22 protein-coding genes and 1 pseudogene are annotated in these 22,875 nt (G+C 71.6%); 16 read left to right on the top strand and 7 right to left on the bottom strand.

The genetic code is table 11. The features are described from left to right. Positions 1-673: 673 nt before the first annotated feature. Positions 674-1,945 (bottom strand): annotated as a pseudogene (locus AB0I21_RS09965) (MFS transporter); the annotation flags it as partial. A gap of 71 nt (positions 1,946-2,016) precedes the next feature. Between AB0I21_RS09965 and AB0I21_RS09960 the strand changes: the two are divergent. Beyond that, the gene (locus tag AB0I21_RS09960; protein WP_360559962.1) at positions 2,017-2,868 is read left to right on the top strand and encodes a DUF3027 domain-containing protein; all 852 of its coding nucleotides are present in this window, start codon (positions 2,017-2,019) and stop codon (positions 2,866-2,868) included. After that, positions 2,855-3,574, top strand: a complete 720-nt coding sequence (locus AB0I21_RS09955; RefSeq protein WP_360559961.1) for a DUF6597 domain-containing transcriptional factor — start codon at positions 2,855-2,857, stop codon at positions 3,572-3,574. Before AB0I21_RS09960 ends, AB0I21_RS09955 begins: the two co-directional genes overlap by 14 nt. Here the strand turns inward: AB0I21_RS09955 and AB0I21_RS09950 are convergent. Continuing rightward, a complete protein-coding gene (locus AB0I21_RS09950; RefSeq protein WP_360559960.1) occupies positions 3,564-3,956 on the bottom strand; it encodes a VOC family protein in 393 nt (130 codons plus the stop codon). The two genes, AB0I21_RS09955 and AB0I21_RS09950, sit on opposite strands and share 11 nt — an antisense overlap. A 10-nt stretch (positions 3,957-3,966) precedes the next feature. Next, positions 3,967-4,200 (bottom strand): DUF2530 domain-containing protein, encoded by a 234-nt coding sequence (locus tag AB0I21_RS09945; protein ID WP_360559979.1) that lies wholly within the window; start codon positions 4,198-4,200, stop codon positions 3,967-3,969. Positions 4,201-4,305: 105 nt separating this feature from the next. Between AB0I21_RS09945 and AB0I21_RS09940 the strand changes: the two genes are divergently transcribed. The 5 genes from AB0I21_RS09940 (at position 4,306) to thpR (ending at position 9,009) form a co-directional block, all read left to right on the top strand. Next, positions 4,306-4,746 carry a MarR family transcriptional regulator gene (locus AB0I21_RS09940; RefSeq protein WP_360559978.1) on the top strand — a complete coding sequence of 147 codons (441 nt, stop codon included), beginning with the start codon at positions 4,306-4,308 and terminating at the stop codon, positions 4,744-4,746. Beyond that, positions 4,728-6,056 carry an MFS transporter gene (locus AB0I21_RS09935; RefSeq protein WP_360559977.1) on the top strand — a complete coding sequence of 443 codons (1,329 nt, stop codon included), beginning with the start codon at positions 4,728-4,730 and terminating at the stop codon, positions 6,054-6,056. Before AB0I21_RS09940 ends, AB0I21_RS09935 begins: the two co-directional genes overlap by 19 nt. 34 nt (positions 6,057-6,090) lie before the next feature. Beyond that, a complete protein-coding gene (locus AB0I21_RS09930; protein WP_344501328.1) occupies positions 6,091-6,867 on the top strand; it encodes a maleylpyruvate isomerase family mycothiol-dependent enzyme in 777 nt (258 codons plus the stop codon). A 1,054-nt stretch (positions 6,868-7,921) separates the two neighbouring features. After that, positions 7,922-8,455 (top strand): hypothetical protein, encoded by a 534-nt coding sequence (locus tag AB0I21_RS09925; protein WP_360559959.1) that lies wholly within the window; start codon positions 7,922-7,924, stop codon positions 8,453-8,455. After that, on the top strand, positions 8,452-9,009 hold the full coding sequence (thpR, locus tag AB0I21_RS09920; protein ID WP_360559958.1) for an RNA 2',3'-cyclic phosphodiesterase: 558 nt from the start codon (positions 8,452-8,454) through the stop codon (positions 9,007-9,009). Before AB0I21_RS09925 ends, thpR begins: the two co-directional genes overlap by 4 nt. A gap of 4 nt (positions 9,010-9,013) precedes the next feature. Here the strand turns inward: thpR and AB0I21_RS09915 are convergent, their stop codons facing one another. The 4 genes from AB0I21_RS09915 to AB0I21_RS09900 all read right to left on the bottom strand — a co-directional run bounded on the left by AB0I21_RS09915 (position 9,014) and on the right by AB0I21_RS09900 (position 13,646). Beyond that, positions 9,014-10,000, bottom strand: coding sequence for an aldo/keto reductase (locus AB0I21_RS09915; RefSeq protein WP_360559957.1), 987 nt, complete (start codon positions 9,998-10,000; stop codon positions 9,014-9,016). Between the two features lie 24 nt (positions 10,001-10,024). Continuing rightward, positions 10,025-11,140, bottom strand: a complete 1,116-nt coding sequence (sepH, locus tag AB0I21_RS09910) for a septation protein SepH (RefSeq protein ID WP_344501332.1) — start codon at positions 11,138-11,140, stop codon at positions 10,025-10,027. 160 nt (positions 11,141-11,300) lie between these two features. Then, complete coding sequence (gene serC / locus AB0I21_RS09905) at positions 11,301-12,419, bottom strand: phosphoserine transaminase (RefSeq protein ID WP_360559956.1); 1,119 nt, start codon at positions 12,417-12,419, stop codon at positions 11,301-11,303. A 129-nt stretch (positions 12,420-12,548) separates the two neighbouring features. Further along, positions 12,549-13,646, bottom strand: a complete 1,098-nt coding sequence (locus AB0I21_RS09900) for a citrate synthase 2 (RefSeq protein ID WP_344501334.1) — start codon at positions 13,644-13,646, stop codon at positions 12,549-12,551. A 204-nt stretch (positions 13,647-13,850) separates the two neighbouring features. Between AB0I21_RS09900 and pdxH the strand changes: the two genes are divergently transcribed. The 9 genes from pdxH to AB0I21_RS09855 all read left to right on the top strand — a co-directional run bounded on the left by pdxH (position 13,851) and on the right by AB0I21_RS09855 (position 22,870). Next, entirely contained in the window at positions 13,851-14,450 is a 600-nt protein-coding gene (gene pdxH / locus AB0I21_RS09895; protein ID WP_344501335.1) for a pyridoxamine 5'-phosphate oxidase, read from the top strand. Next, positions 14,447-15,682, top strand: a complete 1,236-nt coding sequence (locus tag AB0I21_RS09890; RefSeq protein WP_360559955.1) for an MFS transporter — start codon at positions 14,447-14,449, stop codon at positions 15,680-15,682. Before pdxH ends, AB0I21_RS09890 begins: the two co-directional genes overlap by 4 nt. 16 nt (positions 15,683-15,698) lie before the next feature. Next, entirely contained in the window at positions 15,699-16,637 is a 939-nt protein-coding gene (locus AB0I21_RS09885; protein WP_360559954.1) for an aldose 1-epimerase family protein, read from the top strand. Further along, a complete protein-coding gene (locus AB0I21_RS09880; RefSeq protein WP_360559953.1) occupies positions 16,624-17,229 on the top strand; it encodes a nitroreductase family protein in 606 nt (201 codons plus the stop codon). Before AB0I21_RS09885 ends, AB0I21_RS09880 begins: the two co-directional genes overlap by 14 nt. A gap of 67 nt (positions 17,230-17,296) precedes the next feature. Continuing rightward, positions 17,297-17,587 carry a type II toxin-antitoxin system VapB family antitoxin gene (locus AB0I21_RS09875; RefSeq protein WP_033364898.1) on the top strand — a complete coding sequence of 97 codons (291 nt, stop codon included), beginning with the start codon at positions 17,297-17,299 and terminating at the stop codon, positions 17,585-17,587. A gap of 784 nt (positions 17,588-18,371) precedes the next feature. After that, positions 18,372-19,532 (top strand): acyl-CoA dehydrogenase family protein, encoded by a 1,161-nt coding sequence (locus AB0I21_RS09870; RefSeq protein ID WP_360559976.1) that lies wholly within the window; start codon positions 18,372-18,374, stop codon positions 19,530-19,532. A gap of 68 nt (positions 19,533-19,600) precedes the next feature. Beyond that, positions 19,601-20,473, top strand: coding sequence for a DUF4230 domain-containing protein (locus tag AB0I21_RS09865; RefSeq protein ID WP_354899833.1), 873 nt, complete (start codon positions 19,601-19,603; stop codon positions 20,471-20,473). A gap of 165 nt (positions 20,474-20,638) precedes the next feature. Continuing rightward, a complete protein-coding gene (locus AB0I21_RS09860; RefSeq protein ID WP_360559952.1) occupies positions 20,639-21,958 on the top strand; it encodes an ABC transporter ATP-binding protein in 1,320 nt (439 codons plus the stop codon). Positions 21,959-22,132: 174 nt separating this feature from the next. Further along, complete coding sequence (locus tag AB0I21_RS09855; RefSeq protein WP_360559951.1) at positions 22,133-22,870, top strand: hypothetical protein; 738 nt, start codon at positions 22,133-22,135, stop codon at positions 22,868-22,870. Positions 22,871-22,875 lie beyond the last annotated feature (5 nt).

Here is a 22,875-nt window from a genome sequence, read left to right as displayed (position 1 = left end):
CAGGAGGTGCCAGCGGCGCCGTCTCGTCGTCCACGTCGACGGCGGGCATCCGCCGGGTCGCGTCGGTGGGCCGGCGCGGCCCGGCCGGGCCACCCGCCGGCGAGTCACCCCGTGCCGGCGAGCCGGAGCCGCCACCCGAGCCCGCACCTGCACCAGAACCAGAACCGGTGCCGGCGGCTGGGCCGGTGCCGGCCGGTGGGTTCGCGGGGTCGGCGGAGCGGCGGCGCCACCCGAACCGGCGGCGGGAGCCCTCGCCCCCGGCACTCTGATCGACGGTCTGGGTCTCGTCGCTCGTGCGGGACTGGAACGGCATCCGCCGGGTCGCCCCAGCCCCGGCGCTGGCCCGGGAACCGCCGGAGCCACTTGTCGCAGCGCCCGCCCCGCCGCCCGACGCCGAGCCGGCAGGACGGGGCACGGTGGTGGCATCGGACCCGCCCCGCTGGCCGGACCCGCCGCCGCTTCCGGACCCACCGCCGGAACCGCCCGGCCCACCCGACCAGCCGCCCGAGCCGGCGGACCCGCCGCCGGGCGCACCAGGCCCGCTGGCCGAGCTGCCGGCGGCGACAGGGTCAGTGGGCTGCTCGTCGTGGTCGAGCGGGGCACCGCGGAGGCGCTCCTTGCGCAGGGCGACCGCCGACCAGACGGCCTTGACCGCGCCGAGCGTGATGAACACGGCGGCCACGATCATGCCCCAGCCGCCGGTGAACGGGATGAGCCCGACGGCGCCGCCGAGGACCCAGGCGACCATGAGCAGCGTCTCGGAGTGGGCGAAGGCGCTGGCCCTCACTTGCTCGTCGGCGCGCTCCTGGATCGAGGCGTCGACGGCGAGCTTGGCCAGGCCGCTGGCGATCGCCGTGACCAGACACAGCAGCGCGACCGCGCCGAGCGAGCCCCGGTCGGCGGCGATCAGCGCCACGAACGCCGTCAGGCCGATGCCGACCGCCTGCAGCAGGGCGGGCCGATGGATGCGCAGCCGGGTGCCCACGGCGGTGGCCAGGAAGGAGCCCACGCCGAGTGCGCCGGCCACGACCACGACCGCCACCTTCTCGGACAGCTGCCACGGGCCGAGGCCCACCGGCAGCGAACGCTCCTTGATCGCGAACGCCAGGAACAGCGTCAGGAACCCGTAGAGCGCGCGCAGGGTCGCGCTGCCGATCAGGGCGCCGATGACGACCCGGCCGGCGAGCACCTTCGCGCCGCGGTGGCTCGGCCGCTGCAGGACACGCGGGACCTGCTCGGGCGGGTCGGAGTCGGCGCGCGGCGGCAGCCGCAGGGACGTGACCATCCCGTAGAAGAACACGATGATCGACAGTCGCAGCGGCCACTGCGGGCCGAACTGGGCCGCGATCAGGCCGACGGGCAGCACCAGAGCGCCCGCGAACGTGCCGTAGACGGAGGCGCGGGCGCCGGCCTCGGACAGGCCGAGCCCCTTGGGCAGCACGCGGGGGACCGCGGCGCTGCGGGCCACGCCATAGGCCCTGGACAGCACGAGCATGCCGAACGCGGCCGGATAGAGCGCCCAGCCGGTGAGGTGCTCGGAGATCAGGACCGCGAGGAAGGCCCGCCCGAGCATCGTGACGGCGAGCGCATAGCGGCGGCCGTGCCGGAACCGGTCGAGCACCGGCCCGACGATCGGCGCCAGCAGCGCGAACGGCAGCATCGTCACGATCAGATACAGCGCGACCCGGTCGCGGGCCTGGCCCGCCGGGACGGAGAAGAAGATGGTGCCGGCGAGCCCGAGCGCGACGAGGGTGTCGCCGGCGCAGGAGGCCGCGTGCAGGTCGAGCAGGCGGAGCATGCCGGTCTCGCCGCCGGCGCCCTTCTGGCGGACGCGCAGCAGGTTGCGCCCCACGAAGCGGCCGGCCTTGGCGCCGCCGACGGTGGCGACCCGTGCTGCCCGCGCGGTCGTCACCACGGTCTGCGCCACACCTCGAATCACCGACATGCCCCCATCCTGAACCATGGGTGCGACAGTTTCCGGCCACGCCGGGGCCACCGTGCTCGCCGGGCGTGGCGATGAGGAACAATGGTGGGGTGACAGCCTCGACTTCCCAGACCCGTTCCAGCGGCCGCGCGGGGAAGCCCGACCAGGTCTGCGCGGACGCCGTGGAGATCGCCCGCCTCGGGCTGGACGTCGTCGATCCCGAGCACATCGGCGAGCATCTCGGCGTCGTCTCCGAAGGTGAGCGACTCGTCACACATTTCTTCGCCTGCGGCCTGCCCGGATACCGCGGCTGGCGCTGGGCGGTGAGCGTCACAAGGATCCCGCGCAGCAAGCAGGTGACGATCTGCGAGTCGACGCTGCTGCCCGGGCCCGAGGCGCTGCGCGCCCCCGAGTGGGTGCCCTGGCAGGAGCGGCTCCAGCCCGGCGACCTGGGTGTCGGCGACCTGCTGCCGACGCCGCCGGACGATGTACGGCTGGCGCCCGGCTATGTGCAGTCCGACGACCCGGCGGTCGAGGACGTCAACTGGGAGCTCGGTCTCGGCCGGGTCCGCGTGCTTTCGCGCGAGGGGCGGCTGGACGCCGCACAGCGGTGGTATGACGGCGACCGGGGCCCCAACGCGCCCATCTCGGTGGCCGCGCCGAGCTCCGCCCGGTGCGGGTCGTGCGGCTTCTACCTGCAGCTCGCCGGGTCGATGCGGCAGGCGTTCGGCGTGTGCGGCAACGAGTACGCGCCCGACGACGCCCAGGTCGTCTCCGTCGACCACGGCTGCGGTGCGCACTCCGAGGTGCTGATCGAGCAGGTCCAGGCGGTCGACGAGCTGCCAACGGTGTTCGACGACAGCGAGGTCGAGTCGGTGTCGGTCAGCCGGGCGCACGGCTCGGTCGACGAGTCCGAGCCCGCCGAGCCCTATGGGCACGGCTGAGTCCGGCTATCAGGAGCGACCGTCGCGGGTGCTGGCCGCGACGGTCTGGCGGCTGAGCCCGGACCCGGGTGACGAGGACGGCGAGTTCCGCATCCTGCCCGACGGCTGCATGGACGTCATCCACCAGCGTGGTGGCGAGCTGCTGGTGGCGGGCCCCGACACGGTCGCCAAGCTCGGGAGGAGCCCGGCCGGCCTCTCGTACACGGGGATCCGCTTCGATCCGGGGACCGCTCCGGGCCTGCTCGGAGTCCCCGCGGACGAGCTGCGCGACCAGCGGGTGCCCTTGGCGGCGCTGTGGCCCTCGGCGCGCGTCAGGCGCCTTACCGAGCTGCTCGACGAGGCCGCCGACCCGGGTCGCGCGCTCGAAGACGCGTTCGGAGGGGCGGCATCCGAAAGGAACGACAAACCGGACGAGCTATGGGTGCCGGCGGTGGTCGAGCGGCTCAGGGCGCGGTGGCCGGTCGCGGCGATCGCCGCGGACGTGGGCCTCAGCGAGCGCCAGCTGCACCGTCGTGGCCTGGGCCGTTTCGGGTACGGGCTGAAGACCCTCGCCCGGATCCTCCGCGTCAACGCGGCGCTGGACCTGGCCCGCGGCGGCATGCCGTTCGGCCTGGTGGCTGCCACCAGCGGCTACGCCGACCAGGCGCACCTCTCGCGGGAGGTGAAGGCGCTGGCCGGCGCGCCGCTGCGGGAGGTCATCGGATAGCGCTGTAGAGGTCGACGGGGTTGCCGTCAGGGTCGTGCAGGATCGCGTACCGCTGGCCCCAGAAGGCGTCCCAGGGTGCCTTGTGTCCGCCGTACCCTGCGGAGATCAACGAGTCGTAGACCTTGTCGACCTCGGCGGGCGTGTCGCACTCGAAGCCGATCGCGGACCGGCCCGTGCCGACCGGCGACGTCCATTCGGGGTCGAACGAGCGGATCGTCTCCTCCGTGTCCCACGCGATCCTCATGCCGCCGCCCAGGGTGCACTCGGCGTGCGGGGCGGCGTCCTGATCGGCCGGGATGTCCAGCCCGAGCTGCCGGTAGAAGGCCAGTGACCTGGCCATGTCCGTCACGACGATGCCGATGTAGTTCAGTGTGGGTGCCATACCCCAGAGGCTAGGCGCCGCCGGTCTCCCCGGTCTTGAACGAATCGGACGCCGCCCGCCGGCGCTTGCGGTTCCGGTCGTGGACGACCATGGTCAGCCCGCCCGGAATGCCCCACAGCGCGCCGGCCACCGCGATGCTGAACCAATCGCCGTGCCCGGCATCGGCCAGCTCGTCGCGGAACGGCAGCATCACGAGCACCGCGAGGATCCACAAGCCGATCCCGGCGAGGGCGAACGGCACCATCGGCGGGTCGAGCGGCTTCGGCTGGCTGGTCACGCCCGACACGGTACTCCCGTGATCGCGAACACAGGTCGTTAGCCAAGCTTATTAGGTAAGCTAACGATTGTGATGGTGCGAACTCCGAAGATCACTGGCGCGCAGCTGGCGGCGGCGTTGCGGGACAGCATCACGCGGCTCAACCGCAGGCTGCGGCAGGCCCGGCCGATCGGCGACCTGACGATCACCCAGCTGTCCGCATTGACCAGCCTCGAACTCAACGGCGCGCTGACGCCCCGCGAGCTGGCCGACGCGGAGCGCGTACAGCCGCCGACACTCACCAAGATCGTCGCGAAGCTCGAGGAGCGCGGCCTCGTCCAGCGCACCCCGCACCCGACCGACGGCAGGCAGGTCATCCTCGCCGCGACCGAGTCCGGTCGGGCGGTCGTCGTCGAGCACCGCCGCGCCCGCGACGAATGGCTGGCCAGACGGCTCGCCGCGCTCACCCCGGAGGAGCGCGAGACGCTGGCGAAGGCGGCCGAGATCCTCGGCCGATTAGGTCGAAGCGAATGAGCGTCTTCAGTTCGCTGAGGGTCCGCAACTACCGGTTGTTCAGCACCGGACAGTTGGTCAAGCTCCTCGGCACATGGATGATGTTCGTCGCGCAGGACTGGCTCGTCCTGCAGCTCTCGCACAACTCCCCGTCTGCGCTGGGTGTCGTTACCGCGCTGCAGTTCACTCCCGTTCTGCTGCTCACACTGTACGGAGGGCAGCTCGCCGACCGGTTCGACAAGCGCCGGCTGCTCCTCTTCGCCAATGCCGGATCGGCTCTGGTCGCGACCCTGCTGGGCGTCCTAGTCGTGACCGGCGTCGTGACCCTCTGGTGGGTCTTCGTGACGGCCGGCCTTTTCGGCGTGATCAGCGCGATCGAGACGCCGGTGCGGCAGGCGTTCGTCTCCGAGCTCGTCGGACCAGAGCTGCTGCCCAACGCGCTGTCGCTGTCCGCCGCCACGTTCAACGCCGCACGGGTCGTCGGGCCGGCGGTCGCGGGGCTGGTCATCGGGCTGCTGCACGAGCGCACCGGCCCGATCTTCCTGTTGACGGCCGGGCTGTGCCTCGCGCCGCTGGTGGGGCTCTCCCGTATGCGCGCCGCCGAGCTGTTCCGGGTGGACCGGCCGCCGGTGTCGGCCAGCGATGCCCGTACCGCCGACGGACTCCGCTACGTGAAGCGCCGCCCCGACCTCAGCCTCGCCATCCTCCTGGTCCTCGTCGTGGGCCTGTTCGGCTTCAACTTCCAGCTCACCCTCGCGGTCCTCGCCAAGGTCGAGTTCAAGGTCGACGCGGAGTACTTCGGCCTGCTCACCACCGCGCTCGCCGTCGGCGCGCTCGGCGGTGCCCTGGCCAGCTCCCGCCGCCGCGCCCGCCCCTCGGCCTACGTGGTGCTCGCCGCCGCGGTGCTCTTCGGGGGGTTCGAAACGCTGGTCGGGTTCGCGCCCACGTTCGTCACGGCCGTGCTGCTCCTCCTGCCGACCGGCTTCTTCATGATCTACTTCGCACAGGCCGCCAACCAGCGCGTCCAGCTCGGGACCGACCCGGAGTTCCGAGGGCGGGTGATGGCGCTGTACGTCCTGGTCTTCCTCGGCACCACGCCGTTGGGCGCGCTGGTCATCGGCTGGTGCTCTGAGCGGTACGGGCCGCGCTCCGGCATCTGGGTCGGCGGGCTGGTGTCCGTCCTCGCCACGCTGGTGATGGGCGCCATGCAACTGCGCAGGGTCGGCGGGAAGGTGCGCGTGCACCTGCGGCCGAGCCCGCACCTGCACGTCTTCGAGCCGGCCCGCAAGGACACCCCCGCCTTTGAGCTGCGGGTCCCGGCCGTTCGCTGATTTTTTGTCGTACCCATGTGGTTAGGTCGCGGGCATGGAGCGATCGCGATTGCTGGAGTGTCTCGCCGCCGACTACGGGCGGCTTCGGGAGGTGGCGGCGTCGGACCTGACCGCGGCGGTGCCGAGCTGTCCCGGCTGGACCGTCGCCGACCTGGTCAGGCACGTGGCCGAGGTTTACCTGCACAAGGCCGAGTCCATGCGGCTCAACGCCTTCCCCGACCCCTGGCCACCGGCCGGCCTCGACGCCGAGGGGCCGATCGCGCTGCTCGACCGGGGCTATGCCGACCTCGTCGCCGAGTTCGCGGCCCGTGCCTCCGACGAGCCGTCGCGCACCTGGCACGAGCCCGACCAGACCGTCGGCTTCTGGGTCCGGCGGATGGCGCAGGAGACCGTCATCCACCGCCTCGACGCCGAGCTGGCGCTCGGGGTGCCGGTCGCCGAGATCCCCGACGACCTGGCGATCGACGGGATCGACGAGGTGTTGAAGCTCTTCGTCGACTACGGGTCGCACGCGTGGCGGGAGGAGTTCGAGTCGGTGCTCGCCGACGCCAAGGGCCGCACGGTGATCGTCGGCGTCAACGGCGGGCCGGGCTGGCTGCTCCGCACCGATTCGACCGGCGCCACCGTCACCGACGCCGACCCGTCGGCGTCCGCCACGATGCTCTTGGACGCCACGGTGAGCGGGACGGCGCCGGGCGTGCTGCGCTGGCTCTGGTCCCGCGAGTCCCCGGGCGTCTCGGAGGTCGTGCCCGAGGGCGACGACACCGCCCTGGCGGAGCTGCGCGGGCTGTTGGTGGCCTCGACGCAGTAGCCATTCCGCCGCTCGTGCCTGCCGCTGTCCAGGTGGGCCGGTCGCAGGTCTGGCCGCCGTGCTGGTTTGTCAGGTCGGGTCGCCGGGTGGGGCTCGGTGCGCGGCTGGGCGAGAGCGGCGCCTGGCGATTGCTGTACGGCGCGACGGTCGCCAGGCAAGGCCGGGGGCGAGCAGGCAAGGCCGGGGCGGGTGGGCGAGAGCCGTGGGGTCGCAGGGCCTCAAAAGCTCGGGCTGCGGGGTTCGGCCTGTGGGGCCGGCAGGCCTCACGGGTTCGGGTCGCGCGGGCTCGGACTTCGGGTTCGGGTCGTGCGAGCTCGGACTGCGGGTTCGGGTCGTGCGGGTTCGGGCTGCGGGTTCGAGTCGTGGGGGCGGATCACGGGGATCTGGCCACTTGACTCGGAGGTCGGGCGTCGGAGGTCGGACTGCGGGCTTCCGTGCTACGGCCGGCCGCGGGGGTTCTGGACTACCCCGGCGCGCTGGTGTCGTGGGGCAGGGCGTGGCAGTCGGGACGGTTGATTCAGAAGGGAGTGTGCGGGCGGCAGCAGGTTGCGGTTGCTGGTGGGGCGAGATCGGCCGACCGACGGGGGCGGCCGATCGAGCAGCGAAGGTGCCGTCGTGCGGCATGGCGTCCAGGTGAGATGCGGTCACGGCAGCGCCCGGAGCGACCACTTCGTGAAGCCGGACCACGAGGACCACGGTTTCGAGCCCGGCGCCCGGATTCGCTGGTCAGTGATGCCTCACAAGGAAGCCGGCAGCGGCACGAAGGTGACCTGCTGGTGCCCTCCGCCATCCTCCGGGCACTGCGGCGCTGGAGGGGTCAGCGCGGTGGCGGGGTGGGCTGCCGGGGTGAGGGTTGACGTGGGTGGGGATGATCGAGGGCCGGACGGCAGCACGGTCTCGGCGGGGCGGTCCGGTGGCGACGAGGGGTGCCACCGGACCGCCCCGGTTGCGTCGGGGGCGGGGCCGGCGCTGTGGGGCGCGGATGGTTGCGAGTCGGTGCCGAAGTTGGGTTGATCGGTGGCGGTCGCTGTCTGCGGGGGCTTAGCCTCGGAGTGTGGGCGTGCTGCACGGCCTGCTGGTCGTCGGTGTCATCGGGCTGATCGCCGTGGCGCCGTGTCTGGTGTGCCTGCTGCTCATCTCCGCGGACGAGATGCTGGAGCGCGGGGTGCGGGCGGTCAAGCGGGGCGGTCGGGGGATCAGGAAGGTGCTCGTCCGGAAGGCGGGCAGGGCCGGGTGGCAGGACGGGCGGGTGCGGCGGTGGCACCTGAGCTGGGCGGGGCGGGTGCTGCACACGGTGGCCGCGGAGAGCCCCGCGGCGCCGGCGGGGCCGCCGATCGAGCAGCTGGCAGGGGACCTGCGCCGGCTCAACAGGCTGCGGATGGGGGTGGCGACCAGGTCGCCCGTGTGGTTCAACGCGGTGCAGCGGGCCTATGACGAAGCGTTGCGGGTCGCGTGCGGACAGTTGGGGGTCGACCAGTACCTTGGCGAGGTGAGCGGGGTCGATCTGGAGGTCGAGCGGTTGCGGGTCGAGGGTGAGCTGCAGCGGGCGGGGCTGGCGTTGCGTGACACGAAAACCGGGCAGCGGTGAGGTTGTTCATCGCGGCGTACCTGCCGGTGGAGGCCGAGCGGCACTTCGCGGGGATGATCGGCGGGCTCAACGTGGCCAGGCCGATGCCGGAGGGGCGCTCCGTGAGGCTCGTGCCGGCCGGGCAGTGGCACATGACCCTCGCGTTCCTCGGTGAGGTCGAGGACGAGCGCAAGGACGACGCGGTCGAGCTGGTCCACGGGCTGCGGGAGCAGGGGCCGGGGCCGGTGGTGCGGATCGCCGGGGGTGGCAGGTTCGGGCGGGGGAAGTTCACCACGCTGGTCGCGAAGGTCGACGGGGACGTGCAGCCGCTCGGCGACGCGGTGCGCAGGCAGCTGAAGAAGCGCAGGCTGCCGTTCGACCGGCGGCCGCTGCAGCCGCACGTCACGATCGCCCGGCCCGGGGACCGGTTGCCCGCAGGGGAGCTGGAGAGCGACCTGGAGACGCTGCACGGGTATCAGGGGCCGCAGTGGCACGCGGACGACGTACGGCTGATGAAGAGCGAACTCGGGCCGCGGCCCACCTACGAGGTGCTGGCCACGGCCCGGGACACGTGAAGCTTTACCAGGCCCAGGCTTCCGGGCCGGGGCCGCCGTTGCCGACGGGCGGGAAGAGCTCGTCGAGCCGCTGCAGCGTCGCCTCGTCCAGCGAGAGCGACAGGGCGCCGAGCGTCGAGTCGAGCTGCTCGACGGTGCGCGGGCCGATGATCGGGGCGGTGACGCCGTCCTGGGCCAGGAGCCACGCGAGGGCCAGGTTGGACGGGTCCACGCCGAGCGAGGCGGCGAGCTTCTCGTAGGCCTCGATCGCGGCGCGGTGCTTCTCCAGGCCTTCGGCGGCGCGGCCTTCTGAGGACCGGCCGGCGGAGCCCGCGGCGGCCTTCGCGATGGCGCCGCTGAGCAGGCCGCCGTGCAGCGGCGACCAGGGGATGACGCCCAGCCCGTACTGGCGGGCTGCCGGCAGCACCTCCAGCTCCACCGTGCGGGCCATGAGGTTGTAGATGCACTGCTCGGCGACCAGGCCGAGGAAGTGCCTGCGCCGCGCCGACTCCTGGGCCTGGGCGATGTGCCAGCCGGCGAAGTTGGACGAGCCGACGTAGAGGACCTTGCCCTGGGCGACGAGCACCTCCATCGCCTGCCAGATCTCCTCCCACGGCGTGCTGCGCGAGACGTGGTGCATCTGGTACAGGTCGATGTGGTCGGTCTGGAGACGCTTGAGCGACGCATCGGCCTCGGCGATGATGTGGCGCGCGGAGAGGCCCTGACCGTTGGGCCACTCCTGCATCTTGCCGTAGACCTTGGTGGCGAGGACGACCTTCTCGCGCCGGCCGCCGCCCTGGGCGATCCAGCGGCCGATGATCTGCTCGGTGACGCCCTCGCCGAGCTTCCACCCGTAGACATTGGCGGTGTCGAAGAAGTTGATGCCGTGGTCCAGGGCCCGGTCCATGATCGTGAAGCTGTCAGGCTCGGTGGTCTGTGGCCCGAAGTTCATGGTGCCCAGGCACAGGCGGCTGACCGAGAGGCCGGTCCGCCCGAGGTTGGTGTACTCCATGACCACCAACCTATCCCGCAAACCTCAGCTGGTTTCCCGAGCGGCGGAAGGCGCCCCGCCGAACAGCACGTCGTCCCAGCTGGGCAGGCGCTTGCGCGGCTTCTCCGCGGTGGCCGGCTGCTCGGGAGAGGCGGCCGACGGCGTGTTGCGGCGCGGGCGGAGCACGGCGAGCGACGGCACCGCCGGGATCTCCTTGCTCTGGTCGCTGTCGTCGTCGAACGGGGAGCGGCCGATCAGCGCGGCGGCGCCGCGGGCCCGGTTCTCACCCTGCGCGACCGGGGCGGGCGCGGCCGGCTCCTCGGAGGAGCCGGGAGCGGCGCCCAGCGGGCGGTCGAGCGACGCGAGCAGCGCGTCCCGCCCGGCCCGGATCGGGTCGTTGGTGAGCGCGCCCAGCCCGCGGCCGCGGCGCTCTGGCTGGACGGTCGACGGCTGGACGTTGGAGGGGCGGATCAGGTCGTGGCCGCCGCTGCCGTGCCGCAGCGGGTCGGGGCGCACGCCGAGGTCGCCGCGGCTGGTCTCGCCGCGGCTCGGCAGGGCGCGGTCCGGCGCCGGCGGCTCCTGGCCCAGCACGTGCGGGGCGCGCTCGGTGCACAGGTACTGCGCCATGTCGTCGTGCGGGGCGACCTGCTGGCGGGCCTTGTCGAGCTCCCACACGGCCTGCGCGGTCGCCTTGCCGCTCGGCCACGTGGCGGTGATCCGCCAGGTGCCGTCCTCGCGCCGGTACGCGTCCCAGGAGATCTTCTCGGTGTCGATGCCGTGCTGGCCGAGGCGCGCGTCGACGACCTCGGCGAGCGAGGAGCCCTTGTCGGACGTCTTCAGCCGGGTGCGGCGGGCGTGCTGCGCGAGCATCGCCCGCTCCTGCAGGACGGGGCCGGCGTAGCGCAGGACGCGGTCGACGGGGACGCCGGCGACCCGGGCGACCTCCTCGGCGGACTCGCCGGAGCGGATGCGGGCCTGGATGTCACGCGGCGCGAGCTGCGAGGCGGCGGTCTCCATCGTCGCGGTCGCATGGCTCTGGTCGGGACGCAGCGCGCTCTGGACCCGGTCGTCGATCGGGAGCGCGAGCAGTCGGCCGACCTCATCGGCGAGGACGAACGCTTGGCCGTCCTCGGAGAGGGCGACGAATCGCACAGGCCGCATAGCGTGCCTCCGTCCCACCCGCATCGGCGCCGACTTTCCCGGCACCACTCGGTCACAGTACGCGTAACCCTAGCTGGAACGAAGCGTGCCGCGCCGACAGAAAGCAAACAGGAACGCCCGCCACCTCAGCAAACAGGCGGCGGGCATTCGTACACACAAACTAAAGTCGCTCGATGACGTAATCGATGGACGCCGTCAGCGCCTCGATGTCGGCGGGGTCGACGGTCGGGAACATCGCGATCCGAAGCTGGTTGCGGCCGAGCTTGCGGTAGGGGTCGGTGTCCACGATCCCGTTGGCGCGCAACACCTTGGCCAGCGCCGTCGCGTCGACGGACTCGTCGAAGTCGATGGTGCCGACGACGTTGGAGCGGACCGAGGCGTCGGCGACGAACGGCGTCGCGACCGGCGAGCGCTCGGCCCAGCCGTACAGGATGGACGCCGACTCGGCGCTGCGCTTGGTCGCGAACGACAGGCCGCCACCGGCCAGCATCCAGTCGACCTGCTCGGCGGTGAGGAAGATCGTCGACAGCGCCGGCGTGTTGTAGGTCTGCTCGAGGCGCGAGTTGTCGATCGCCGTCTGCAGGTCGAAGAAGTCGGGGATGTACCGGCCGGACTCCTTGATCTCCGCGACCCGGGCGATCGCGGCCGGCGACATGATCGCGATCCACAGGCCGCCGTCGGAGCCGAAGCACTTCTGCGGGGCGAAGTAGTAGACGTCGGTCTGCGACACGTTGACCTCGAGGCCGCCGGCGCCCGAGGTGGCGTCGGTCAGCATCAGCGCGCCCTCGTCGGCGCCGTCGACGCGCTGGACCGGCACGGAGACGCCCGTCGAGGTCTCGTTCTGCGGGGAGCAGTACGTGTCGACGCCGGCCTCGGCGCGCAGGAACGCGGCGGTGCCCGGGTCGGCCTTCACGATCGTCGGGTCGCCGATGAACGGCGCCTTCTTCGCGGCGCTGCCGAACTTCGCGCCGAACTCGCCGAAGCTCGCGAACTGCGCACGGTCGCGGATCAGGCCGAAGACCGCGATCTCCCAGAACGCGGTGCTGCCACCGTTGCCCAGGACGACCTCATAGCCGTCGGGAATGCTGAAGAGCTCGGCGAAGCCACGGCGGAGGCGGGCGACCTCGTCGCGGACGGTCTTCTGCCGGTGGCTGGTGCCGAGGTACGAGGTCGCGACACCGGCGAGGGCCTGCACGGCCTCGGGCCGGACCTTGCTCGGGCCTGAACCGAAGCGGCCGTCAGCGGGCTTCAGCTCATCGGGAATGCGGATGTCGACCATGTGGGTACTCCGGGATGCGGCGGCGGGCGGGCAGGTACGGGTACCCCGCGAATCCTGCCACCTCCGCCGCCGCGATCCAGGTCGATTCAGCGTCGAGGGCGACGCGCGTCACACCGGACGCGCGGCGCGTCACGCCACGTTGGACCAGCCCTCGACGTCCTGCGGCTTGCGCGGGCCGGGGCCGACGTACGTCGCGGACGGCCGGACCAGGCGGCCCAGCTCCTTCTGCTCGAGGATGTGCGCGCTCCAGCCGGCGACCCGGGCGCAGGTGAACATCGACGTGAACATGTGCGCGGGGACCTCGGCGAAGTCGAGGACGACCGCGGACCAGAACTCGACGTTGGTGGCGAGGACCCGGTCGGGGCGGCGGGCGTGCAGCTCGGCGAGGGCCGCCTTCTCCAGGGCCTCGGCGATCTCGAAGCGCGGCGCGCCGAGCTCCTTGGCGGTGCGCCGCAGCACGCGGGCGCGCGGGTCCTCGGCACGGTAGACGCGGTGACCGAAGCCCATGAGCCGCTCGCCGCGGTCGAGGACGCCCTTCACGTAGCCCTCGGCGTCGCCGCTGCGCTCCACGGCCTCGATCATGCCCAGCACGCGCGACGGCGCGCCGCCGTGCAGCGGGCCGGAGAGCGCGCCGATGCCGGAGGAGATGCAGGCCGCGGCGTCGGCGCCGGTGGAGGCGACGACCCGGGTGGTGAACGTGGAGGCGTTCATGCCGTGCTCGGCGGCGGAGATGAAGTAGGCGTCGACGGCCTTGACGTGCCGCGGGTCGGGCTCGCCCCGCCAGCGGCGCATGAACCGCTCGACGATCGTGTCGGCCTTGTCGATCTCCTTCTGCGGCACGGCCGGCAGGCCCAGGCCGCGGGCGGCCTGGGCGACGAACGACAGGGCGGTGACGCTGACCCGGGCGAGGTCCTCGCGCGCCTGCGTGGTCTCGATGTCCAGCAGCTGGCCGAGGCCCCAGTAGGGGGCGAGCATGGCCACCGCGGACTGCACGTCGACCCGGATGTCACCGGAGTGCACGGGCACCGGGAACGGCTCGGCCGGCGGCAGGCCGGGGCCGAACTTGCCGTCGACCAGGAGTGCCCAAACGTTGCCGAAGGACACCTGGCCGATGAGATCCTCGATGTCGACGCCGCGGTAACGCAGCGCGCCGCCTTCCTTGTCGGGCTCCGCGATCTCGGATTCGAAGGCGATGACGCCCTCGAGTCCCGGCTTGAAATCGGACATCTCGCACTCCTGCTGGTTCTGGGGTGTCTGACTAGGTTTGTTACCCGCCGGTGTTCCCTTTTGTCATCTTCGCCCCGGTGGGGTGCCAGCGCCGACTGAACGGGGGCTCAATGTGTCTTCCGTGACACATCTTCACGCATTTGCGACCTCCGGAGGAAGGATGTGAGCGTGAGACCCAGCACATCGCCGCAAGATTTGTCGCGGATGAGAAACGAGTACAGCGGCGAGCTGACCGAGCAAGGACTCGCCGGGACGTGGCTGGAGCAGTTCGCCACGTGGTTCGCCGACGCGGTCGAGGCGGGCCTTCCAGAGCCCAACGCGATGCTGCTGGCGACCGCCGACGGCAGCGGGCGGCCGAGCGCGCGGACGGTGCTGCTCAAGGGCTATGACCAGCGCGGATTCACCTTCTTCACCAACTACGAGTCGCGCAAGGGCCACGACATCGCGGCCAACCCGCGGGCCTCCCTGGTGTTCCCGTGGTACCCCCTGCACCGACAGGTCATCGTCATCGGTGCGGTCGAGAAGGTGTCGCGCGAGGAGACCGAGGAGTACTTCGCGATCCGCCCCCACGGTGCCCAGGTCGGGGCGTGGGCAAGTCCACAATCGCGGGTCATCGGCTCCCGCGACGAGCTGGAGGCGTTGGTCGCGTCGGTCGAGGCCGCCGAGGGCCCGCTGACGGCACCCCCGCACTGGGGCGGCTACCGGGTCAGCCCCGACGAGGTCGAGTTCTGGCAGGGCCGCCCCAGCCGGTTGCACGACCGCCTCCGGTACACCGGCGGCAAGGTCGAACGGCTCGCGCCTTGAGCGTGCAGGAGGCCCTGCGCAAGCACGTGATCGACGTCCGGCCGCTGCGGCACGTGGCCTACCGGCGGCTGTTCGTGGGCAACGCGGTGTCCTTCTTCGGCGTCCAGTTCACCGCCGTCGCCGTGCCGGTGCAGGTGTACGAGATCACCAAGTCGGCCCTGTGGGTCGGCATCGCCAGCTTCGTCGGCCTGGTGCCGCTGATCGTGTTCTCGATCTGGGGCGGCGCGATCGCGGACGCGTTCGACCGGCGCAAGGTGCTGCTGACCAGCTCGACCCTCATGTGGCTGACGACGCTCGGCCTGCTCGCGCAGGCGGTCCTGCACGTGGACAACGCCTACCTGATGCTCGCGCTGATCGCGGCGCAGTCCGCGGCGTTCGGCGTCAACAGCCCCGTCCGGCAGGCGATCATCCCGGCGCTGATCGACGAGGGCGAGGTCGCCTCGGCCAACACGCTGAGCTTCACCGCCTCCAGCGTCTCCTCGATCTTCGGCCCGGTCGGCGCGGGTCTGGTCATCGCCAACGCCGACTTCGCCGTCGCGTACGCCGTCGACGCCGTCCTCTTCACGATCGTCCTGTGGGCGGCCCTGCGGTTGCCGGCCCTGCCGCCGGCCGGGGTCGCGAAGACCACGGGCGGGCTGCGGGACATCCGCGACGGCCTGCGGTTCCTCGCCGGCTCGAAAGTGATCCTGCTGACGTTCGCGATCGACATCGCCGCGATGGTCCTCGCGATGCCGAAGGCGCTGTTCCCCGTCGTCGCCGATCAGCGCTACGGCCCGGCGTCGCTGGGCTGGCTGTACGCGTCGATCGCCATCGGTTCGACGCTCGCCGGTCTCACGTCCGGCTGGATCGGCCGCGTGCACCGGCAGGGCGTCGCGCTCGTGCTCGCCGTCGTCGGCTGGGGGCTCGCGGTCGCGGCCGCCGGCGCGGTCCCGTGGCTGTGGGCGTGTGTAGCTTTCATGGCGCTGGCCGGTGCGGCGGACATGATCAGCGGGGTGTACCGGCAGACGGTGCTCCTCAGCGCCCCCGACGAGATGCGCGGGCGGCTGCAGGGCGTGTTCTTCGCCGTCGTCGCAGGAGGTCCACGTCTGGGTGACCTTCGGGCCGGCTCGGTGGCCGACGCGACCGGCGCCACCTTCTCCTGGGTCAGCGGCGGGATCGCGGCCGCCGCGGTGGCCGTCCTCCTGGGCCTGACATTTCCCGTCCTGCTTCGGTACACCGACCGGTCGGACTGACGATATTGTCGCGGCCATGGACACCGCCGCCGCCGCGCAGCTCTCGCACGCCCCTTCCGGTACACAGTGGACGATCGCCTCGGGCGGCCACGAGGCCGTCATCGTCGAGGTCGGCGGTGGCGTGCGCAGTTACACCGTCGACGGCGCCGATGTCGTCGCCGGTTACGCCGAGGGGGAGCACGCGGTCGGCTGCGCCGGCCAGGTCCTCGCCCCGTGGCCCAACCGCATCCGCGACGGGCAGTACGCGTTCGGCGGCGACCACCTGCAGCTGCCGCTGACCGAGCCCGAGCGCCACAACGCCATCCACGGCCTGGTCAACTGGGTCCGCTGGCGCCTCGTCGACGCCGCGCCCGACAGCGTGACCGTCGAGCACGACCTGGTGCCGCAGCCGGGGTACCAGTGGCCGCTGCGCCTGCGCACGACCTGGTCGGTCGGCGAGGGTGGCCTGCGGGCCGAGCACGAGGTGACGAACGTCGGCGCCGAGGACGCGCCGTTCGGGCTGGCCACCCACCCGTACGTGCTGGTGCCGGGCGTCGCGGTCGACGACCTCACCCTGAAGGTCCCGGCCCGCAGCCGCCTGCTCGTCGACGCGCGCCTCCTGCCGATCGGCGCCGCCCGGGTCGCCGGCGGCGAGTACGACTTCCTCGACGGCCGCCGGCTCGGTGGCACCGTCCTGGACACGGCGTTCGGCGAGGTGGTCCCCGACGCCGACGGCGGCTCGCAGGTCACGGTCACCGCCCCCGACGGCCGTGGCGTCACGGTCTGGGCCGACTCGTCGTTCGGCTGGTGGCAGGTGTACTCCTCCGACACGCTTCCCGCCGATCGGCTGCGCAAGGCGCTCGCCATCGAGCCGATGACCTGCCCCCCTGACGCGTTCCGGTCCGGGCGTGATGTGGTGACCCTGGAGCCGGGAGCGTCCTGGCACGGGGTTTGGGGGATCCGTGGAACTGTCTGAGGCGATCCGCCGGCGGCGGATGGTCCGAAACTACGACGCGTCGCGGCCGGTGGACCCGGCCGTGATCGACAAGCTGCTGGGGTACGCGACGCACGCCCCCTCGGCGGGGTTCTCGCAGGGCTGGGAGTTCCTGGTCCTGACCTCCGACGAGGACCGGGCCAGGTTCTGGGCGGCGACCTCCCCGCCCGACACGGCCACGACCTCGTGGCTGGACGGGATGAGCCGGGCGCCGGTGATCGTCGTGCCGCACAGCCACCGCGACGCCTACCTCTCGCGGTACGCCGAGCCCGACAAGGGCTGGACCGACCGCGACGAGGCCCGCTGGCCGGTGCCCTACTGGCACATCGACACCGGGATGGCGAGCCTGCTGGTGCTGCTGGGTGCCGTCGACGAGGGCCTGGGCGCGTGCTTCTTCGGCATCCCGCCCGCCTCCGACGCGGCCTACCGCGCGGCGTTCGGGGTGCCCGCCGAGTACACCCCGATCGGCGCCATGACCATCGGCTACCGGGCTCCGGACGTGAAGTCGCCGTCACTCAAACGGGGCCGCCGCGAGTCCGGCACCATCACACACCGCGGCCGCTGGGGGTCTTGAACACGCTCGGCGGCGATTCTGTCGCACCTAGTCGGTACCCTGACACGGTCAGGGGGGTGAGACGTTCATGATCTTCAAGGCGGTCCGCGACGGTCGGCCTTATCCGGAACATGGGCTGACGCTGAAACAGTGGTCCGAGATCCCGCCGCGCCCGGTGCGGCTCGACCAGCTCATCACCACCAAGCGGGAGCTGGCGCTCGACAAGCTCCTCGCCGAGGACTCCACGTTCTACGGCGACCTGTTCCCGCACGTGGTCCAGTGGGAGAACGGGCTGTATCTGGAGGACGGCTTGCACCGCGCGTTACGCGCGGCGCTGCAGCAACGCACCTCGATCCACGCACGGGTCCTCCAGGCCTGAGGCCCGTGCCCCGGTGCGGGCGGGCCTTCGGTGCCAAGGGTCGGAGACGGTCGCCTTCGAGCGGCCGTCTCCGCCTCTGCACGTTCGCGTCTTGCTGTCCGCCCGCCCCGCCGACGCAGGCGATTCGCGGGGTTCACCGCTGCAGAACGGCCCCCGGCTTGCCTTCCTCCCGCATGCAAGGCCCGTGATCCAAGGACGAGTCCGGTCGCCCGAACAGCCACCTGACGACTTGGATCATGCCCGCCGCGCCGAGCCTCGTGTCCGCCTGGGGTGTTCCGCCGTCCGCCTCGTGATCCAAGGACGGATCTGGTCGCGGGGGTGGCCGCCTGGCGACTTGGATCACGCCGGGTCGCGCCGAGCGCCGCGTCTCCCCGGCGGTCCGGTTCCCGTGCTGTGATCCAAGGACGGGACTGGTCGTCGGGGCGGGCGCCTGGCGACTTGGATCATGCCCGCCGCGCCGAGTCTCGTGCCTGCCCTGGTGGCTCGCCGTCCGTGCTGTGATCCAAGGGCGGAACTGGGCGTTGGGTCGGCCGGCGAGTTGGGGGGCGAGTGCTGTCGGCTGGTGCAGGGCCGGCGCGGGGTCGGGTTGTATGAGTGGGTCACCGCGTCGCCGAGACGGTGGTCAATGACCGGGTTTGTGGTACTTGTTCCATGGATGGTGTGCGATCCGCTTACCAGATGATCTCTGGAGTGTGGGTGGATCGCGCGATGTCGATGTTGGGTGGGGTTGGGCGGCGTCTGCGTGGGAGGGGGTGGCGGTTGACTTACAGTGTTAGTTATGACGATGCGGCCTCTGGACCTGCTGGACGTTGACGCGCTGCACTCGGAGGAGGAGCTGGCGATCCGGGCCGTGGTGCGACGGGTCGTCGACGACCACGTGCGGCCCAACGTGGCCGGCTGGTACGAGCGTGGGCAGGTGCCCGTCCGGGACCTCGCCAAGGAGTTCGCGTCCATCGGGCTGCTCGGCATGCACCTGAGCGGGTACGGGTGCGCCGGGGCCAGTGCCGTCGCGTACGGGCTGGCGTGTCTGGAGCTGGAGGCCGGCGACTCGGGTGTCCGGAGCCTGGTCAGCGTCCAGGGTTCGCTGGCGATGTTCGCGATCTGGAAGTACGGCTCCGACGAGCACAAGGACCGCTGGCTGCCCGGCATGGCCGCGGGCGACCTTATCGGCTGCTTCGGGCTGACCGAGCCCGACCACGGATCCGACCCGGGCTCGATGACCACCCGCGCCCGGCGGGACGGCGACGACTGGATTCTCGACGGCACCAAGATGTGGATCACCAACGCACCGGTCGCCGACGTTGCGGTGGTGTGGGCGCGGACCGAGGCGGGGATCAGCGGGTTCGTGGTGCCGATGGACACGCCGGGGGTGACGGCGCGCGAGGTCAAGCACAAGTTGTCGCTGCGGGCCTCGTGTACGGGCGAGATCGTGCTGGACGGGGTGCGGCTGCCCGGGGAGGCGCTGCTGCCGGACGCGAAGGGCCTGAAGGCGCCGCTGTCGTGCCTGACCGAGGCGCGGTACGGCATCGTGTGGGGCGCGCTCGGGGCGGCCCGTGACTGCCTGCACACCGCGCTGGACTACGCGGGAGCGCGGGAGCAGTTCGGCCGGCCGATCGCCGGGTTCCAGCTGACGCAGGCGAAGTTCGCCGACGCGGCCGTCGAGCTGCAGAAGGGGTACCTGCTGGCGGTGCACCTGGGGCGCCGGGCCGACGCCGGGGTGCTCAAGCCGGAGCAGGTCAGCGTCGGCAAGCTGAACAACGTGCGGGAGGCGCTCGCGATCGCCCGGCAGTGCCGGACGGTGCTCGGCGCCAACGGCATCAGCGCCGAGTATCCGGTCATGCGGCACGCGGCCAACCTGGAGACGGTCCTCACGTACGAGGGGACGTCGGAGATCCATCAGCTGGTCATCGGGCAGAAGCTGACCGGGCTGGCGGCGTTCGGCTGAGATCGATTCGCGGCCCTTTGCGGACCCCTCTACCGTGATAGCAAGAAGATCCTCCCGGAGGAGTCAGCATGGCCCGCAACGACGAAACCGTGACCCCCGACGACTCGGACGACGTGCCGACGCAACGGCGTGGGTCGGACCCGAAGACCTCCGAATACCCCGCGATCGCGTCCGGGCCCGCTGACGACGCGCCGACCACCGGGAAGGGCAAGGGCTGGTCGCCGAAGATCGGCGATCCGGTCGACCCGCGTGGGCGCGATGAGCGGGACGCGCCGATCGTCGTGCCGGTCAAGGCCGGCGGCGGGGCGATGCGGGGCCTGTTCTGGCTGGTGGCGACGATCGGGCTGGTCGTCGCGCTGGTGCTGGGCGCGAAGACGATCGGCCTGTTCCCGGACCTGAAGAACCCGTTCGCGAAGGAGCAGACCGACCGCAGCGGCCCCGCGCTGCTCAAGTCCGTGCAGGACCTGAGCCAGTACGTGGCGGCCGAGGGCAACTTCGAGGTCATCGTCGACGTGCAGAAGGACCGCAAGTACATCCCGGACTTCCTGCTCAACGAGCGGATCCTGTTCGTGGCCGCCGGGTCGGTGGAGGTCTACGTCGACTTCGCCGGGATCGGTCAGGGCGCGGTGAAGGAGTCCGACGACCGGCGGACGGTCGAGATCACGCTGCCGGCGCCGCAGCTGCGCCCGGTGCGGATCAACAACGACCGCAGCTACGTCTACCAGGAGGACCGCGGGCTGTTCAACCGGCTGGCGGACGCCTTCAAGTCGGACCCGAACCGGCTGCAGGAGGTCTACAAGCTCGCCGAGGAGAAGATCGGCACGGCCGCCAAGGAGGCCGGTCTCAGCAAGCGGGCCGAGGAGAACACCAGGAAGATGCTGCAGCAGTTCCTCGGGGCTCTCGGGTACACGTCGGTGACCGTAAACTTCCCCGCGTCGTGAGCGGCGGCCGTCACTGCCAACTTTCCTACCAGTAGTTGCGCGGTAACACGCTGAACACTGGTCATTTACCCGATGGACCAACTTGCGTGCCCCTCGTCACAGTACTTGACTCGGGGTGACTGAGTTATCCGCGAATTGCACTGCTGACTCGGGGTGGAGGTGACGGTGGCTACCGTCGCACTCAAAGATGTGATGAAGGTCTTCGCCGACGGCACGGTGGCCGTCGACCGAGTGAACCTTGACGTGGGACAGGGCGAGTTCATGGTGCTCCTCGGTCCCAGCGGCTGCGGCAAGTCGACCTTGTTGCGCATGGTCGCGGGCCTGGAGGACCCCACCTCCGGTGCGATCATGCTCGACGGCGACCTGGCCAACGATCTCCCGCCGCGCGAGCGTGGGGTCGCCATGGTCTTCCAGGACTTCGCGCTCTATCCGCACATGACCGTCGGGGAGAACATCGGCTTCCCCCTGCGGCTGTCGGGGGTGGAGCCGGAGCCGCGCGCCGAGCAGGTCGCCGAGGTGGCCAGCGCGCTGGGCATCGGTGACGTGCTGGCCCGCAAGCCCGGACAGCTGTCCGGTGGCCAGCGCCAGCGGGTCGCGATGGGCCGTGCCATCGTGCGCCGCCCGAAGCTCTTCCTCATGGACGAGCCGCTGTCCAACCTGGACAGCGGCCTGCGGGCGGAGCTGCGGGCGGAAATCTCCGGTCTCGTGCGCGAGCTGGGTGTCACCACCATCTACGTCACCCACGACCAGGCCGAGGCGCTCACGATGGCGGACCGGGTTGCGATCCTGCGCAAGGGCGTCCTGCAGGACGTCGGGACGCCGACGCAGGTGTACGGACGGCCCGCCACGCTCTACGTCGCCGCGTTCCTGGGCAGCCCCCGGATGAACCTGCTGGAGGCCGAGGTCTACGTGCACCTCGACCGCCACATCGCGCTGCACATGGGTGACCAGGTGCTCCACCTGCCGTGGAACGATCTGCGCTCGCGCCAGGTCGCGCACTTCCACGGCGAGCGGATCGTCATCGGCGTGCGGGCCGAGGCGCTGACCCCGGTGCCGGACACGACCGGCGGCGACGTGCTGCGCGGGCGCATCCGGTACCTGGAGCACCACGGCCACGAGTCGCTCGCGTTCCTGGACATCGGCGCGACCGCGGTGATCGTCGACGAGATCGGCGCGCCGCCGACCGATATCCCGATCAACGGCGGCGGGCTCAAGCGCTTCGTCAGCAAGCTCACCGGCCGCGGCGGCTCGGAGGACCTGGAGCTGGTCGGCGCCGGCAGCGGCCGCAACGGGCGGCGCGCGCCCCAGCGCGACAGCGTCCTGAGCGACCCGGGCCGGCACCACCGTCGCCCGGCGGAGCTCGCGGTGCGCCTCGCGCCGTACCCGGCGGTCACGCACGGTCACCCGTTGACCGTCGCCGTGCGCATGGAAGCACTGCACTTTTTCGATGAAAGGGGACAACGCATCGATGTGGGGTGGCGCTGAGTGACGCGGCTGCTCTAGCCTGCGGCGAACTGGCCCCTCCGACGTAGGAGATGCTCCGATGGCGGTCAGCAACCCGGGAGCGGACTGCTCATCATCGAGCGGATCCTCCGCGACCGGGAGTCGATCTGGCGCCAGATCGGTGAGGAACGGGACCTCGGCAAGCTGACGTTGCAGATGCTCACCAGCTCGGTGCTGGCGCTCGCCTGCTACGGCGCGGTGCTGGGGGCTTCGCACAGCTTCGGTCAGGCGGGCCTGTCGGCGCTGAAGCTGCCGCTGCTGTTCCTGATGACGCTCGCGATCTGCCTGCCGACGCTGTACCTGTTCAACCTGGTGTTCGGCGCCAGGTTGCAGGTCCGGCAGGCACTCGCGCTGGTCATGGTCACGATCACGGTGACCGCGGTGCTGTCCCTGGCGTTCGCGCCGATCAGCCTGTTCTTCCTGCTGACGGCGTTCAGCTACTCGTTCTACAAGATCCTCAACGTGGCGATCCTGGCCATGGCGGCGTTCGTCGGGCTGAAGTTCCTCACCAGCGGCATGCACGCGCTGAACGCCCACACGGCCACGGTCGCGGCGGCACGGCGCGCGGAGCAGGAGGCGCAGGAGGCGCAGGAGCGGGCCGAGGCGGAGGCGATGGCCGAGCTGGCCGACGCGTCGCAGGACGCACCGGTGTCGCCGGCGCCCGCCGGTGCCGACGCCACAGACGATGACAAGGCGGCTGTCCCGGCCGCGTCGGTGTCGGCCGGGGCCGCGGCATCGTCTCCGCAGGCAGCGGGGCGGTCCAGATCGCGGCGGCGTCGCCGGTGGTGTATCCGCCGAAGCAGCCGCTGCTGCTGCCCGACGGCCGCTACGCGTTCCCGGTGGCGCCGCCGCTCCCCACGCCGCGCACCGGGGCGTCACGCCGGCGCCCGGTGAGCGCC

It is taken from the genome of Dactylosporangium sp. NPDC050588, assembly GCF_040654975.1.
GTDB lineage: Bacteria > Actinomycetota > Actinomycetes > Mycobacteriales > Micromonosporaceae > Dactylosporangium > Dactylosporangium maewongense.
Note: the sequence above shows the minus strand (reverse complement) of the source record. Positions and strands in the feature narration are given on the sequence as shown.